Below are 16,017 nucleotides of genomic sequence, written 5' to 3' on the forward strand. Positions count from 1 at the left end.
TAATCTACGCTATCCTGATGGATAAAATGTTTATTTAGCGGTAACTTTACACTTCTTCACAATTGTCCGGTTACCGTATTTTCTCATGCGTACGTTTGTTATTCTGTTTCTTTTAATTGGCGCGTTAGTACTTGGCAAAATTTTCTTTTTCCCCAAACCCGAAGGCAAACCGAAGGACGGCACGGGTGGCGGCGGCTCCGGCAAAGGGGGCGACAAAGGTAAAAGCGCCGAAAAATCCCCTACAATTCCCGTCAGCATTTACCTGGCCAAAACCGAAAAGTTCGACAATACCCTCGCCGTTTCCGGCACTGTACTCCCCAACGAAGTCGTCGAACTGAAAGCCGAAGTCTCCGGCCGGCTTATGCAACTCAACGGGAAAGAAGGCACCTACGTCAACAAAGGCGAATTGATTGCTAAAATCAACGACGACGAGCTCAAAGCACAACTGGTTAAACTGGGCTATGTCGAGAAACGGGCCCGCGACCTGGAAGCCCGCCAGAAACGCCTCCTGGCCATCGACGGGATCAGCCGCGAGGAATATGATATCGCCGAAAGCAACGTCAACACCGCCCGCGCCGACAAGGACCTCCTCCTCACACAGCTCGCCAAAACCGAAATCCGGGCCCCGTTCAGCGGTAAGCTCGGCCTGCGGGCCATCAGTCAGGGCGCTTATCTCTCGCCGGGAACCCTTATCACTACCCTGGTACAGACAAACCCCGTCAAAGTCGATTTCGCCGTCCCCGAAAAATACGCCGGCCAGGTGCGTGTAGGGAGTATGGTGCGCTTCACCACCGAAGGCGTCAATGCCCCGATGTATGCCCGCGTAGCTGCCGTCAGCCCGCTGATTGACGAAGCACTCCGGACACTGAAAATCAGGGCCTATGCCGCAAACCCATCGGGCCATCTGGTACCGGGCATGTTCGTCCGGGTTGATCTGCCGTTGCAGGGCGATAACAACTCCATCCAGATTCCGAGCCAGGCCATTGTACCCGTGCTGAAAGGCAAAAAAGTATACGTGGTCCGCAATGGTAAAGCGCAGGAGACCTTTATCAAAACCGGTATCCGGAACGATCAGCAGGTACAGGTTACCGACGGCCTGACGCCCGGCGACTCGGTCATTACCAGCAGCATCATGGCTCTCAAAAACGGCACCAGCGTCAAGCCGAAGATTCAGTAATAATGTAAAATGAATAATGAGTAATGGATAATATCTGATAGCAGGCATCAATCCATTGTACATTTTACATTATCCATTACTCATTTAATCAACCAGTTATGAGCATTTCAACGCTATCGATAAAACGCCCGGTGCTGGCCCTCGTGATGAATACCCTCATCATGTTTTTCGGGTTTCTGGGCTTCCGGTACCTGGGCGTCCGCGAATTCCCGTCCATTGACCCGCCCGTAATTTCGATCCGGACTAACTATGCCGGGGCCAATGCCGACATCATCGAATCGCAGATTACCGAACCCCTTGAAAAGCAGTTGAACAGCATTGAGGGCATTAAATCCATTAACTCGTCGAGCAGCCAGGGACGCAGCGAAATCACCGTTGAGTTTGGCATTGACGTGGACATGGAACGCGCCGCCAACGACGTCCGCGACAAAGTATCGGCGTCGGCCCGCACCCTGCCGCAGGACATCGACGGGCCACCGATTGTGAGCAAGGCCGATGCCAACTCCGATCAGATCATGATCCTGACCCTTCAGAGCGATACACGGTCGCACCTGGAAGTGAACGAATACGCCGAAAATGTGATTGCCCAGCGCCTGCAAACCATCAACGGTGTCAGCGAGGTCTCGATCATGGGACAGAAAAAATACGCCATGCGGATCTGGATGGACCCCGATAAGATGGCAGCCTTTAACATTACGGCGCAGGACGTTAAAGCGGCTCTGGATAAGGAAAATGTAGAACTGCCCAGCGGTAAGGTTGTTGGTAACTCCACCGAACTGACGGTCAAAACCATCGGCCGGTTTAAGACCGAAGACGACTTTAACAACATGATTGTGAAGACACTGGGCGACAACGTCATTCACCTTGGCGACATCGGGCAGGCCGAGCTTGGCCCTGAAAATGAGGAGAGTGTGCTGCGCCTGAACGGGGTACCGATGATCGGTCTGGGAATTGTGCCGCAGCCCGGTTCTAACCACCTCGACATCTCGGAAGAGGTAACGAAGCGGGTGGCCGAAATCCGGAAGGATCTGCCCAAAGACTACAAGCTGGATGTGATGTTCGACACGACAATTTTCGTCAAGCGGTCGGTGGAGGAAGTAGCCGAAACGCTGTTTATCGCCATTGCGCTCGTGGTCCTGATCATTTACCTGTTCTTCCGCGACTGGCTGGTAGCGTTCCGGCCGCTGATCGATATTCCGGTTTCGCTGATCGGTACGTTCTTCGTCATGTACCTCATGGGCTACTCCATCAACGTGCTTACCCTGCTGGCCATTGTGATGGCAACCGGTCTGGTGGTCGATGACGGAATTGTGGTTACCGAGAATATTTTCAAGAAGATTGAGCAAGGCATGAACCCTGTCGAAGCCGCGATTAAAGGCTCGAATGAAATCATTTTTGCCGTTTTGTCGACGTCAATTACGCTGGCGGCGGTGTTCCTGCCGGTGATTTTCATGGAAGGTTTTGTCGGTAAGCTCTTCCGCGAATTCGGGGTGGTTATTTCGGTGGCGGTCCTGATTTCGGCCTTCGTGTCGCTGACGCTGACGCCGATGCTGAATGCCTACCTCAACCGCAAGACCCACAAAAAAGGCTGGTTCTACGAAAAAACCGAGCCTTATTTTGAGGCCATGACCAACGCCTATCACGATCAGCTGGCCGGTTTCTTCAAAGCCCGCTGGGTAGCGTTGCCGGTCATTGCCCTCACCATCGGCATGATCTGGTTCTTCGGCCGCGACCTTCAGTCGGAGCTGGCCCCGCTCGACGACCGCAACTGGTTCCGGCTCAACATGACCGCCCCCGAAGGCACCTCGTTCGAATACATGGACGATTACATGCAGCGGGTACAGGTTATGCTCCAGGACTCCATGCCCGAGAAACAGGGCATTATGCTGGTGACAGCCCCCGGCCGGACCGGCTCGGGCAGCCCTAATTCGGGCAGCGGGCGGGTATTCCTGACCGACCGCATGAGCCGTAAAATGACCCAGCAGGCCATTGCCGACAAAACAACCAAACTGCTCAAAAAACTGCCCGATGCCAAATCGGTGGTGGTGCAGCAGCAGACCATTTCGGTGGATACGCGGGGCGGCCTGCCGGTACAGTATGTGGTGCAGGCGCCTGATTTTGAGAAACTACGCGAATATCTGCCGAAATTTCTGGAACTGGCCCAGGAAGACCCGACCTTTACCTCGGTCGATGCCAACCTGAAATTCAACAAACCGGAAGTGAATATTCTGATTGACCGCGAGAAGGCCAAGTCAATCGGGGTCTCCGTGGCCGACGTGGCTCAGACGGTACAGTTGGCTCTGGCGGGTCAGCGCTTTGGTTATTTTACGATGACGGGCCGGCAATATCAGGTAATTGGCCAGTTCGACCGCGCCAACCGTAATGAACCGCTCGATGTGTCGAAAATGTACGTAAAGACGGCCAGCGGCGACGTTATTCAACTGGATAACATCGTGAAAATGGATGAACAAAGCAGCCCGCCGCAGTTATTCCACTTCAACCGGTATATGAGTGCCACGGTACAGGCCGCTCTCGCGCCCGGCAAAACCATCGGCGACGGCATCAAGGCCATGGATCAGGTCCGCGACAAACTGGCCGATCAAAGTATCCGGACGGCCCTCAGCGGTGCCTCGCGCGACTATGCCGAAAGCCAGTCGAATACCCTCTTTTCGTTTATGCTGGCGCTGGCGCTGGTTTATTTTATCCTCGCCGCCCAGTTTGAGAGCTTTATTGACCCGTTTATTATCATGCTGACGGTGCCGCTGGCCATCGGCGGCGCGGTTTTCTCGCTGTGGTATTTCAACCAGACCTTCAATATTTTCAGTCAGATCGGGATTATCATGCTGATCGGGCTGGTTACCAAAAACGGGATCCTGATCGTTGAATTTGCCAACCAGCTGCGCGAAGAAGGCATGTCGGTCAAAGAAGCCGCGCTGGAAGCGGCCACGCTCCGGCTGCGGCCCATCCTGATGACCAGTCTGGCCACGGTACTCGGAGCCCTGCCGATTGCCCTGGCCCTGGGTTCGGCCGGTCAGAGCCGGATGTCGATGGGAACGGTTATTATCGGCGGGCTCTTGTTCTCACTCGTGCTGACACTATTTGTGATTCCGGCAATGTATACGTTCCTGTCGCGAAAAAACCGGGGCCACAGCGCCGAAACCCGGCAGTTATTCATCGACGAAGACAAACCGGTTGCCACCGTTTAAACCAGAATGGCCTGTTTCTCACCAGTACACCAGAGAAGCAGGCCATTTTTAATAAGTAGAAAACACGGCCTATCTGCCTTACCATAGGGGAATGTAATACAACCAACTCACGATTTACTATATGACAACACGCAGATCGTTTCTGAAACACACGGGCGGACTGATGGCACTTGCCGGAGCAAGTCCCGTAATGGCCACAGCCGTTGCGCCGGAAACAACCGCTGCCGCGCCGGCCGAAGACCTTTTCAAACTCGGCATGGCAGGTTACACGTTTGTCCACTTCAAACTTGATCAGGCCCTTGAAATGATGCGCAAAGTGGACGTGCGTTATTTGTGTATCAAAGACTTTCACCTGCCCTTCAACAGTACCGACGAGCAGATTGCGGCCTTTCATGCGCAGTTGAAGGCTTCCAACGTAACAGGCTATGCGGTCGGGCCGATTTACATGAAAACAACTCAGGAAATCGATAACGGGTTTGCCTACGCGAAGCGGGTTGGTGTCAAACTGATCGTGGGCGTTCCGAACGAAGACCTGTTGCCGTATGTCGAAAAGAAAGTAAAGGAATATGACATGCGCTATGCCATTCATATTCACGGCCCGGACATTAAGCTGTGGCCCAATGCCTCGTCGGTGATTGATGCCGTAAAAAATCTCGACCCGCGCATGGGGATGTGCTTTGACATGGGCCACGATGCCCGTTTCGGCGACGATCCGATTGCCGATCTGAAAAAGTACGCCGACCGTATTTTCGATATTCACCTCAAAAACGTATCGGCGGCCTCGAAAGAAGGCAAAACCTGCGAACTCGGCCGGGGTATTATCGACGTACCGGCATTTGTTGACATGCTGCGCAAAATCAAATACAGCGGCAGTTGCAGCCTCGAATACGAAAAAGACATGAAAGACCCGCTGGCCGGCATCGCCGAATCGGTCGGTTATTTCAAAGGGGTTTGTGATTCAACCAAAAAACGCAAAAGCTAACATACAACCTACCCCACCCCCTGCCCCCTCCCCTGAAAACAGGAGAGGGGATCGTCCCTGACGTGTTTACGCGTTTTCGTTCCCCTCCCCTCAATTGAGGGGCGTGAAAACGGAATTATTACGCAGTGCTTCGGGGAGTTTTCGTTCCCCTCCCCTCAATTGAGGGGAGGGGCCAGGGGTGGGGTTAAGCTACATATAACACATGGAAAACTCCAGAAGAGAATTTATAAAAAAGGCCGCCCTTGGCGCTGCCGGTCTGACTGTCGGTGGCCTGGCCAACGGCATGTCAGCAAAAAGCTACAACAAAATCATCGGGGCCAACGAGCGCCTGAACCTGGCCATTGCCGGTTTGGGTCGCCGTCTGGGTGCTTATTACGAGCCGGTTAAGCTGAAAAGCAGCAATGTGGAACTGGTTTACCTCTGCGACGTCATGAAGAAGCAGCGGGAGTCGGGCATGCAACGTTTTTCGAAGCATATCGACTACAAGCCGAAGCTCGAAAACGATATCCGCGTTGTACTGGCCGACAAAAACGTAGATGCCATCTTCATTGCCACGCCTGACCACTGGCACGCGCCCGGCACCTGGATGTCGGTACAGGCGGGTAAGCACGTATACGTGGAAAAGCCTTGCAGCCACAACCCGCGCGAAGGTGAAATACTGATGGAATGCCAGAAAAAATACGGCAAGGTGATTCAGATGGGTAACCAGCAGCGTTCGGCGGCCGAAACCATCGACATCGTCAACCAGATTCATAACGGCGCCATCGGGACAGCCTACAAAGCCATTGCGTTTTATGCAGCCCAGCGCGGCGAGGTACCGATTGCCAAAAAAGCCCCCGTTCCGGACGGCCTCGACTGGGATCTGTTCCAGGGCCCTGCTCCCCGCACGGCATACACCCACGATACCTGGGATTACAACTGGCACTGGTATGGCTGGACATACGGTACGGCTGAAAGCGGCAACAACGCCACGCACGAGCTCGACGTTGCCCGCTGGGCCCTGCAGGTCGAATATCCGGAGTATGTCTCGGTTGAAGCCGACAAGCGTCACTTCAAAAACGACGGCTGGATGGTATACGACACCATGGATGCCAGCTTCCGGTTCCCGGGCAACAAAATCATCAAGTGGGACGGTCAGAGCCGCAACGGCTACAAGACGTATGGCAGTGACCGTGGTACGGTCATCTACGGTTCAAACGGCAGCGTATATGTTGACCGTGACGGCTATCGCCTCTACAACCGTGAAGGTAAAATGATCAAGGAAAGCAAAGCGAGCGGTAACGAAGCCGGTACAGCCCTAGGCGGCGGCGGCGATATGACAACCCGCCACGTGGTGAACTTCTTTGAAGCCATCCGCGGCAAGGAAAAACAAAACTCGCCGATCGACGAAGGCGCGAAGAGTACGCACCTGTGCCACCTGGCCAACATTTCGTACCGGACCAACAAATCGTTTGCGGTGGATACCAAAACCGGCCACATCCGCGACAAGGAGGCCATGAAGTTCTGGAGCCGCGAATACGAAAAAGGCTGGGAATTTAAAGGCTAAACCCCATTCCGGATTAACGGCTATTCCGGAGTTAAAATCCGGAATCACATAACGTCAGATTAAACTCCGACGGAGCGAAAAACATAACTCCCCGAAAGTTCAAAACTTTCGGGGAGTTATGTTTTTCGCTTTGCGAAACAGCCGCAAATACCCCTTGTCTTTGGCGCAATTTACCTCCCTGTTACGTTTGCATTCCCCTATCTTTGCCGTAAGAGAATTCTGTCAGTCAAAGCCCTATGCAAATGAACGCAAACAAACCAGTTGATATTAACAGCTATATTGAAGGCTACCCGGAAGCCACCCGGCAACTGTTGAATCAGGTTCGGGCCGCCATACGGGAGATGGCCCCGACGGCTACTGAAAAAATCAGCTACGGCATTCCGACATTCGACCTGCACGGCAACCTGGTTCATTTTGCCGCCTTTAAAAACCACATTGGCTTTTATCCGGGCGCGGGTGGTATCAAAGCCTTTGAAGAAGCTTTATCCGGGTACCAGCGCGCGAAAGGCTCGGTGCAGTTTCCGCTAAACCAACCCATGCCCCTGTCCCTGATTCAGGAGATTGTCCGGTTCAGGGTTCGGGAGAACGAGGAAAAGGCCGCGTTAAAGAAAGGCACAAAGTAAAACGCGCTTAAGAAAGAAGCCCCAAAAGCGAAAGGCTTTCAGGACGGCCATATCTGCTAACACAATCACCTAAGCGGTATACAAAACAGGAGCTTAGTTAATACTGTTAACCTGGTAGGTAGTTAAACTTTTCCGGACAGGTTTTACTTGTATATCCACTGTTTTCAACCAGTCAGTAAGCTCATTGCCCGACATTTCGTAAATAGTTGTTAAGCCTTTATGTATATACATGTCTTTTAGACTTTCATCAGCTTCGTAAATAGAACCGGTTGTAGTTTCGAGAAAGTAAATCAGATTCTTGACCGAAACATATAGCTGGTCAAGACCGGAACCCTTGATTTCTTTCATTGGTTTTATTTTCTCATTACCCGTTTTGGCCATTAATACCTTCACCTCCTGCACAGCCGTTGTTGAGTCCAGTCGAACCAGCAGGTTTTCGGCCAGACCCTGCTGTATATCAGCAATCATTTTAGGATAGCCTGCACTCCGCTTTCGGTAAATTACATCATAACGGGTTGTATCACTGGTGTTATTTTTTATCCATGCCGTACTTTTTAATTCTTTCAAAGCAAAGAAGGCTTCGCTTAGTGTCGCACCGACAACGGTAAATCCTACAAATCCATCGCGCTCATCAGTACCCCATCCAAACAAACTGCTTACTAATGACTGCCGGATCGTAAACTGATAAGGGGAAAACGTTACATTGTTTTTCTTGTCAAAAACCATGCGGCTTGTTTTTCCCTGCCCCGCCTGAAATCCTGTTACAAGCGGATCAATGCCCCCGTTAAACGAACCGTACCGGACAGTAACGGCTGTTTTTCCCTGTCCCTTCTCCGGTTGCTCACCGAGAGCCGTACCCTGATTTGCCAGTACCTTATCCAGGATTTGCTGGCTTAACTCATTTCCTCTGTAAGCAACGTTGCCGTTCCGGTCAATGATAAAAACCGTAGGCCAAAACTCAATCCCATACGATTTCAAGTCGCTTTTATCACTGTCCATGCCAAACCAGAAATCGAATTTCACTTTACCCAGAAAGTTTTCCAGCTTTGTTTTACTGTCGTCTGATATCGCCAAAAGCACTACCCCCTTGTCTTTATTCTCATTGTAGATCTTATTATTTTTGGGAAAAGAGGCAATGCAGGGTCCACACCATGTTGCCCAGAAATCCAGAATCACGACCTTGCCTTTCAGGGCCTGCAACGTTGGTATTGTTCCGTCCGGCTTATTATAGATTCCTTCAAGGTGAATTTCCGGAGCAGAATCTCCTGTTTTGGGCTGTGCAAAAAGCGTTACATGCACCAGACATGCTGACAGCAAACTGATCATTTTTTTCATCGTCATTTTATTCTCTGTATTTTAGTAGTGATGACACCAATATACAGACGAATCAAAATATGATATATTACAAGGATATCACATATTCATCACCTATTCTTACATGAACGGTTCTTAAGTACATAAACGGGCTCATTTCTATCACCAATGGATTCAGAAAATACCATAAAACGATTCCTTATATTTTGCGTTTTTCTTTTGCTCCCAGCGGCCTTATTGGCGCAACGCCTTAATGTACGGTTAAAGCAGTACTGTATTCTCGAAGCAGCCAGGCTGGTTCCGGAAGCAGACCGGCTCCACTTTGGCGGCATCTCTGCCATTGAGTACGTACCGGGCGGCCCATGGATACTAGTCAACGACCGGGCCGTGAAGCCAAAGAAAGATTCCGTTACCGACCAGACCAGCTATCTGTTTACGGCCACCGACGCCGGCAAACTGGCTTCGGCGGTATTTTCGTCGGTTTCGGGCATTAGCGGGGTGGAAAACGTAGAATCGTACCGGTATAACCCCACCCTCAAACAATATTTTTTCGCAGCCGAACGGGATCAGGAAAGCCTGATTGGTGTGATCGGCGAACAGGGAAAACCAGAAACGCTCTATACTGAATCGCCGGACGAAAAACGTACGAGCGACAACCGGGGCATAGAGGGCCTGACGTTCGACCAGCGCAATAATCTATGGTTTTCGCTGGAGTCGGGCGGCGAAACGGATTGCCGGAAAGCGACAGCCACCTATTTGTTTAAAGTGCCGTTTGATACCCAGACCAACCGCTATAACTTTTCCCGGAAAGAGCGCTACACCTACCCGTTCGACGCCTGCGCCTGCCTGCCCAACGAGAGTCCGTTTACCGGGAGCCTGGGCAATGGCATTTCTGAAATTCTGCACTACGACACGAATACCCTGCTTGTGCTGGAACGCTGCTATGACGGGAAGGGCAACGGAACGAGTGTCAAACTTTTCCTGGCCACCATCAGCGACGCTACTAAATCGTTGTCGAAAAGCCTGCTCTTTGATTTTAACGATTACCTCCGGCCCGACAATCTGGAAGGCATGACCTGGGGCCCGGACGAAAACGGGCAGCGGACCCTGTATGTCATCAGCGACGATAATTTCAGCGCCCGGCAGACAACCCAGCTGATTGTACTGACCGTCGACCGGTAGTACCGGATCCGCCGGATCGTCATCAGGTCAACGTTACAAGTAACTACCTCGCTCAGTAAAACACCCCGGAAAACCCGCCATACACCGAAAACAGGCTTGCAAACGTTCCGGCAAATGCTAAACTTGCCGGTTCACAGCCTTACGTAACATTATGTCAATCTCTCTGGAATCGGAACTCATCGGGATGCAAATCATCAGCGAGGTAGTTGCCACCACCCTGAAAGCCATGCGGGAACACGCAAGCCCCGGCATGAGCACCAAAGAACTCGATGACTTTGGCGGGCAAATACTGCAGGATCTCGGCGCCCGCTCTGCCCCCCGCCTGACCTACGGCTTTCCCGGCTGGACCTGCATCAGCGTCAACAACGAAGTCGCCCACGGTATTCCGTCGGCCAACAAAATGTTACAGGAAGGCGATCTGATTAACATTGATGTCTCGGCCGAGCTGAACGGTTTCTGGTCAGACAACGGCGGTTCATTTGTGCTTGGTGCCGACGTACACAAGCATCAGAAGTTAGTTGATACGTCGAAACGGATTCTGCAACGGGCCATCAGCCAGATCAGAGGCGGGGTACGCATTGCCGACATCGGCCGGCTGATCGAGAAGGAAGCGAAACGGTCGGGCTACCGCGTGATCCGCAACCTGACCGGCCACGGCATCGGGCGCGGGCTACACGAAACACCCCACGAAATTGCCAACTACTACGATCCGTATAACCGCGAACGATTCCGGAAAAACTCGGTCGTTGCCGTAGAGACGTTTATTTCTACCGCATCGACCATAGCCAACACCGAAGCCGACGGCTGGACACTAACCGGTGACCGGGGCGGCTTTGTCGCGCAGCACGAGCACACCATCGTCATCACCGACGGGGCTCCGATTATACTGACTGAAATGAACGGCATCTGGAACTAAGCGATCCGCCATGGCTCACTTGTTGACGTTTCTGCGCCGTTCGCTCCTGTTTCTGCTGGCCTTCGGGGTCGCCCTGTATGCTTGCATTTATTTCTCGTTCCGGACTGATTTTCCGGTTATTTCGGCCAAAACGCCGGCTGTTTTTACACAACCGGCGTGGCAATTTGCGTTTTACGGCCATATTTTCGGCGGCATTCTTGCCCTGACCACCGGACCATTTCAGTTTTTACGCCGTCTCCGGAAACGCAACCTCCGCCTGCACCGGCAGCTGGGCATGGTATATGTCGGGGCCATTTTGCTGGCGGCTCCCTGCGCTTTGTACGCCGCCTTATACGCCAATGAAGGCTGGATTGCCCGGATTGGATTCGCCGGACTGGCCATTGCCTGGTTTATAACCACGCTCCGGGCCTACACGACCATTCGGGCGAAAAACGTACTGGCCCACAAGCGATGGATGGTCCGGAGTTATGCCTGTACGGCGGCCGCCATCACCCTACGGCTCTGGTTACCGCTCGAAATGGCCGGTTTCCATCTCTCGTTTGCAACAGCCTACCAGACCGTTGCCTGGCTGTGCTGGGTTCCCAACCTGCTTTTCGCCGAATGGCTCATTGCGCGGCGGAAATTTGAATTGTAAGCAATTGCCTTTTAGCTTCCAGGAAGTAGAAAAACTTCCTGGAAGCTTGTTTACATTACACCTGCCACTGCTCCACAATCCTGTCTCCCGCCAGACGATAGACCGTAACCAGTTCCCGATCGTCAATTGTGGCAAAGACAACAACAAAATCACCTTCCGCAACGACGGTTTTAATAACCGGCGTTGCCGGCAACCGGCGCAGATAATCGGCCAGCCCTGCCCTGCCATCGGCGATGTCGGGAGCATGCTGGGTCAGATCAACGGCAACATAGCGATCAAGCACATCATTCTGGCCAGTCAGAACGACATGGGTGTAAAAATCCATCACCCGTTGTTTGTTGCGACGGGTCAGCGCGTCATCACCGGTAACGGGCAAAGGACCATCCATCAGCATGCGGCCGTTCAGGGAGGTTGCCGGTGGACGGACCGTTACGTCGCGGTGCTCCGCCAGTTGCCCGTCAGCGATCCGGAACAGATCAACCACTACCTGTTGCTGCCCGCCCCACTGAAAGGCCATGTTGGTCACCACCCATTCGCCTTCGGCAATCAACCGCATAAAGGGTGGTGTGGGCGGCGCGGCCGGTTCAGGCATTCGCGGCATGGCGGCAATCATGGCCAGCAGTGTTTCTTTGCCGGAGCGCGGCGGTTGGCCCCGTTTGGGCGACCACGTGGGGGCGCCCAAACGGGGATGATGTTGGTAGGTGTCGGCGATAATTTCGCGGGCAAAAGCGAGATCGCCCTGTCCGATAGCCCGCCGGTAGAAAGCCCGGACAAGCGATTTATTGGCTTCGATAGAAGACATACTGGTTGTGTGTACCTGTACCGGCACACGGGTTTTGGCCGACCAATCATCGATCAGCGGTAGAGGATCTGTATTTATTGAGCAATAAAAAGCCGGGCAGCCGGATGACTGCCGGTGCTAAGCGCCGACGAACGGCTTAGCCCAAAAAGGCATATGTGAGGAGAAGTCGCTTAATCAACAGTGTAAACATACGGATTTTGAGCGTTTCGGGCGACAGAATAAGCGTATTTTCAGGATTTCCCTGTGTCAGGCACCGGAGAAGACATGATCGTCATTATTCAAATTATCCTATTTCTGAAATTCTGCTCCCCTGTTGTAAATCCGGTGACCATGTCCGGAAATCAGCTCAAATTGTAACTTGCATATCAACACTCACTTCATAACCCTGTTTCTGACGTGCAACCGTTTCTGCCTGATTCACCCAAAGACATTGTGTCGAGCCTCGAAAAACAAGGCTATATTACTGACGATGAACTGGCTACTGCCCTATTTCTGCTTATCAGACTCGGTAAACCCTGTCTGCTTGAAGGCCCGCCCGGCGTCGGGAAAACCGAAATAGCCCTCGCCCTGGCGCATCTGCTGGATACTGACCTCATCCGGTTGCAATGCTACGAAGGACTGGATGTGAACGCTGCCGTTTACGAATGGAACTACCAGAAACAACTCCTTGGGATCAAACTTCAGGAAAGCGAACAGTTGTCGCTCTCCGAAAAGGAAGCACATATTTTCGGACCTGACTACCTGCTGAAGCGCCCGCTTCTTCAGTCAATTACTCACCCTAAACGACCGGTATTGCTGATTGATGAAATCGACCGGGCCGACGAAGAATTCGAAGCCTACCTCCTCGAATTGCTTTCCGCTTTCCAGATCAGCATTCCGGAACTGGGCACCATCAGGGCCACCCACAAACCCTTTGTGATTCTGACCTCGAACCGGACCCGCGAACTGAGCGATGCCCTCAAACGCCGTTGCCTTTACCACTGGATCGACTATCCGGATCTGGTCAAGGAAATGACGATCGTCAAAAAACGCCTTCCTGACATTGAAATCGACCTGCTGGGTCAGGTAGTGGGTTTTGTGCAGAAGCTTCGGAAACGGAAACTGGTGAAAATGCCCGGCGTGTCGGAAACCATCGACTGGGCGGAGTCATTGCTCGCTCTGGGATTCAGCCAGCTTACCGACGAAGCCATTGACCAGACGCTGGGCTGTATTCTCAAATCCATTGATGATATTAATCTGGTAAAAGCCGGAAATCCATGAAATCAGATGCCGCCAACATCACCGAAGCGATTGTCGGCTTTACGCAGTTTGCCCGGCAAAACGGCCTGAATGTCGGTATTCAGGAAACGCAGGAAGCCCTGCACGCTGCCCGGATCGGGCTGCTGGCGGAGCGGATTGACTTTCAGCACGCCTTACGCCTGCTGTTCTGCCAGTCGCCCGAAGAGCGCCGCCGGTTCGATGAGCTCTATGCACAGTTCTGGCAATTGGGTGTCACGCGGCCTATTGAAGACAAAAAGCCGGTTACCGAACCCGCACAGGTGACGAAAAAAGGGACCGGCTCTGTTGTTTTTATGGGCAGAAACCGCCAGCCCGGCGCCGATGAAGAGGAAGATGGGCAACATGTATCGGGAGCCAATGCGGAGGAGCGGCTCCGGAAAATGGACTTTGCCAGACTAACCGATGTAGAAGCGGCTCTGCTGGAAGAACTCGCCCGTAAGCTCTTCAGCCAGATGACCTTACGCCTCCGCCGGCGGTATAAGGAAGGCCGCCGCACCGGTCCGCTGCACCTGCGCCGGATTATCCGTAAAGGGCTTGGTTCGGGCGGCGATATGATCAATCTGTTCCGGAAATCGCCCAGACCGCGCCGGCAACGGCTGATTGTGTTGCTGGATGTCAGCGGCTCCATGGACAAATACAGTTTTTTTCTGCTGCGGTTTATCGTGGCACTGCGCGAAAACTTCCGTCAGCTCGAAGCGTTTATTTTCAGTACGACCCTGCTGCGGATAACCCCCGCGATTCAGCATCAGTACCTTGATCAGTTGCTTGTTACCCTGTCGCAACAGGTCGATAACTGGTCAGGCGGGACAAAGATCGGGGAGTGTCTGCAAACGTTTAACGAGCAGTTCGGCAAACGTACCCTCAACGGCTCTCCGACCGTGGTTATTCTGAGCGACGGCCTCGATACCGGCCCACCCGAATTACTGGCTACGGAACTGGAAAAAATCCGCCGGCGTTCACGCAAAGTCATTTGGCTGAACCCGCTTAAAGGGTCACCGGTTTATCAGCCACTGGCGCGGGGCATGAAAGCGGCCCTGCCATCGGTCACCACCTTCCGGTCGGCCCACAGCTTAGACAGCCTGCTGGAGCTGGAGGGTATCCTGGCGCAGGTCTGACCTTGCTCACGGCCGGATGACCATGTGCGCCAACTCATTGAACAAAATCACGATAAAGTATACTTTTGCTTGTATGAAAGAGATTAAAGCCATCATTGACGCGTACGATGCGATTGATCATGCAACCACCCGATCGGCGCTGGCAACCGTTGTGCGGGTAGAAGGGTCTTCTTACCGGCGTGCCGGTGCCCGGATGCTCATCCTGGACAATGGTGTCTGGGTTGGTGGCATCAGTGGCGGCTGTCTGGAAGGCGATGCCCTGAAACGGGCGCGGCTGGCCATGGCGCAATCGGCCCCGAGCCTGGTCACTTATGACACCACCGAAGACGATGCCCACCAGATTGGCGTCGGGCTGGGCTGCAACGGCATCATCGACGTACTGATTACGCCCCTCCAGGCTGATGCACCCAATGCGGTTGACCTCCTGCGGACCTGTGTAGAACAGCCCCGGCAAGCCCATATTCTGCTGACGATCACCCGCCTGAAAGGGACGGTAAACGGCCTGAAACTGGGTGCCATGGTGCCATATCAAGGCGCTGACAGTCTGGCGGTGTTCGGGAATGCCGATGTTCAGGAAGCCATTCAGACGGGCATCCGGGCGTCTATCGATAAGAAAAAATCCGGTCCGGCCTCGTTTGACCTGCCTGACGGCCGTGAGCTGGAACTGTTTATTGAGAGCATGCCTCCCCTGACGCACGTGGTGCTGATGGGCCAGCAATATGATGTATACCCGATGGTCCGGATCATTAAAGAACTGGGCTGGCAGGCTACCGTTGTCGCCAACAAACAGAAAGTCACCCAAACCCTGTTTGCCGCCGCCGATGCCATTGTAGCCCCTGACGAGTTTGATCAGCTGACTATTGACGACCATACGGCCATTATTCTGATGGCTCACGATTTCAAAACCGATAAAAACAACCTACCGAAGGCATTAGCCACCCGTGCGTCGTTTATCGGTATCCTGGGGCCGCGTGTCCGGACGGAAAAAATGCTGAAGGAGCTGGCTGCCGAAGGACGGCCGGTTGCGCTGAACGACCGCATCCACGCGCCGGTTGGTCTCGACATAGGAGCCGTGTCGCCGGAAGAAATTTCATTATCCATCATTGCCGAAATCCGGGCCGATTTGTCAGGCAGGGACGGTACCTTTTTACGCCTGCGGCCGTCAACCATTCACGAGCGGGACTAAACGATTCTATCGGAAAGTTGAACGATCCTATCATTTTAAACCAGAATAAGAAAATT

Annotated in this window: 13 protein-coding genes; 11 read left to right on the forward strand and 2 right to left on the reverse strand. The window is 53.1% G+C overall.

The window, feature by feature from the left end; translation table 11 throughout:
• Positions 1–85 precede the first annotated feature (85 nt).
• From BLX24_RS18745 to BLX24_RS18765, 5 genes are all read left to right on the forward strand, one after another.
• The gene (locus tag BLX24_RS18745) at positions 86–1,177 is read left to right on the forward strand and encodes an efflux RND transporter periplasmic adaptor subunit (RefSeq protein WP_071504728.1); all 1,092 of its coding nucleotides are present in this window, start codon (positions 86–88) and stop codon (positions 1,175–1,177) included.
• A gap of 98 nt (positions 1,178–1,275) precedes the next feature.
• A complete protein-coding gene (locus BLX24_RS18750; RefSeq protein WP_071504729.1) occupies positions 1,276–4,383 on the forward strand; it encodes an efflux RND transporter permease subunit in 3,108 nt (1,035 codons plus the stop codon).
• A gap of 121 nt (positions 4,384–4,504) precedes the next feature.
• Positions 4,505–5,365 (forward strand): sugar phosphate isomerase/epimerase family protein, encoded by an 861-nt coding sequence (locus BLX24_RS18755; protein WP_071504730.1) that lies wholly within the window; start codon positions 4,505–4,507, stop codon positions 5,363–5,365.
• 202 nt (positions 5,366–5,567) lie between these two features.
• Positions 5,568–6,911 (forward strand): Gfo/Idh/MocA family protein, encoded by a 1,344-nt coding sequence (locus tag BLX24_RS18760; RefSeq protein ID WP_071504731.1) that lies wholly within the window; start codon positions 5,568–5,570, stop codon positions 6,909–6,911.
• 242 nt (positions 6,912–7,153) lie between these two features.
• Entirely contained in the window at positions 7,154–7,534 is a 381-nt protein-coding gene (locus BLX24_RS18765) for an iron chaperone (protein ID WP_071504839.1), read from the forward strand.
• Positions 7,535–7,627: 93 nt separating this feature from the next.
• Here the strand turns inward: BLX24_RS18765 and BLX24_RS18770 are convergent, their stop codons facing one another.
• Positions 7,628–8,869 carry a TlpA family protein disulfide reductase gene (locus BLX24_RS18770; RefSeq protein WP_177225870.1) on the reverse strand — a complete coding sequence of 414 codons (1,242 nt, stop codon included), beginning with the start codon at positions 8,867–8,869 and terminating at the stop codon, positions 7,628–7,630.
• Between the two features lie 216 nt (positions 8,870–9,085).
• On the opposite strand from BLX24_RS18770, the gene BLX24_RS18775 reads away from it, so the two are divergent.
• From BLX24_RS18775 to BLX24_RS18785, 3 genes are all read left to right on the forward strand, one after another.
• Positions 9,086–10,030 (forward strand): esterase-like activity of phytase family protein, encoded by a 945-nt coding sequence (locus tag BLX24_RS18775; RefSeq protein ID WP_177225871.1) that lies wholly within the window; start codon positions 9,086–9,088, stop codon positions 10,028–10,030.
• A 151-nt stretch (positions 10,031–10,181) separates the two neighbouring features.
• Positions 10,182–10,946 (forward strand): type I methionyl aminopeptidase, encoded by a 765-nt coding sequence (gene map, locus BLX24_RS18780; protein ID WP_071504734.1) that lies wholly within the window; start codon positions 10,182–10,184, stop codon positions 10,944–10,946.
• A 10-nt stretch (positions 10,947–10,956) separates the two neighbouring features.
• Complete coding sequence (locus tag BLX24_RS18785) at positions 10,957–11,580, forward strand: DUF2306 domain-containing protein (protein ID WP_071504735.1); 624 nt, start codon at positions 10,957–10,959, stop codon at positions 11,578–11,580.
• A gap of 55 nt (positions 11,581–11,635) precedes the next feature.
• Here the strand turns inward: BLX24_RS18785 and BLX24_RS18790 are convergent, their stop codons facing one another.
• Entirely contained in the window at positions 11,636–12,382 is a 747-nt protein-coding gene (locus BLX24_RS18790) for a nuclear transport factor 2 family protein (RefSeq protein ID WP_071504736.1), read from the reverse strand.
• Between the two features lie 396 nt (positions 12,383–12,778).
• On the opposite strand from BLX24_RS18790, the gene BLX24_RS18795 reads away from it, so the two are divergent.
• The 3 genes from BLX24_RS18795 to BLX24_RS18805 all read left to right on the forward strand — a co-directional run bounded on the left by BLX24_RS18795 (position 12,779) and on the right by BLX24_RS18805 (position 15,961).
• Positions 12,779–13,642 (forward strand): AAA family ATPase, encoded by an 864-nt coding sequence (locus tag BLX24_RS18795; RefSeq protein ID WP_229201845.1) that lies wholly within the window; start codon positions 12,779–12,781, stop codon positions 13,640–13,642.
• Complete coding sequence (locus BLX24_RS18800; protein WP_071504737.1) at positions 13,639–14,775, forward strand: vWA domain-containing protein; 1,137 nt, start codon at positions 13,639–13,641, stop codon at positions 14,773–14,775. Before BLX24_RS18795 ends, BLX24_RS18800 begins: the two co-directional genes overlap by 4 nt.
• Positions 14,776–14,848: 73 nt before the next feature.
• On the forward strand, positions 14,849–15,961 hold the full coding sequence (locus tag BLX24_RS18805; RefSeq protein ID WP_071504738.1) for an XdhC family protein: 1,113 nt from the start codon (positions 14,849–14,851) through the stop codon (positions 15,959–15,961).
• Positions 15,962–16,017: the final 56 nt, after the last annotated feature.

Origin of the sequence: Arsenicibacter rosenii, from assembly GCF_001870735.1 — a bacterium.
In the GTDB taxonomy this organism is placed as follows: domain Bacteria; phylum Bacteroidota; class Bacteroidia; order Cytophagales; family Spirosomataceae; genus Arsenicibacter; species Arsenicibacter rosenii.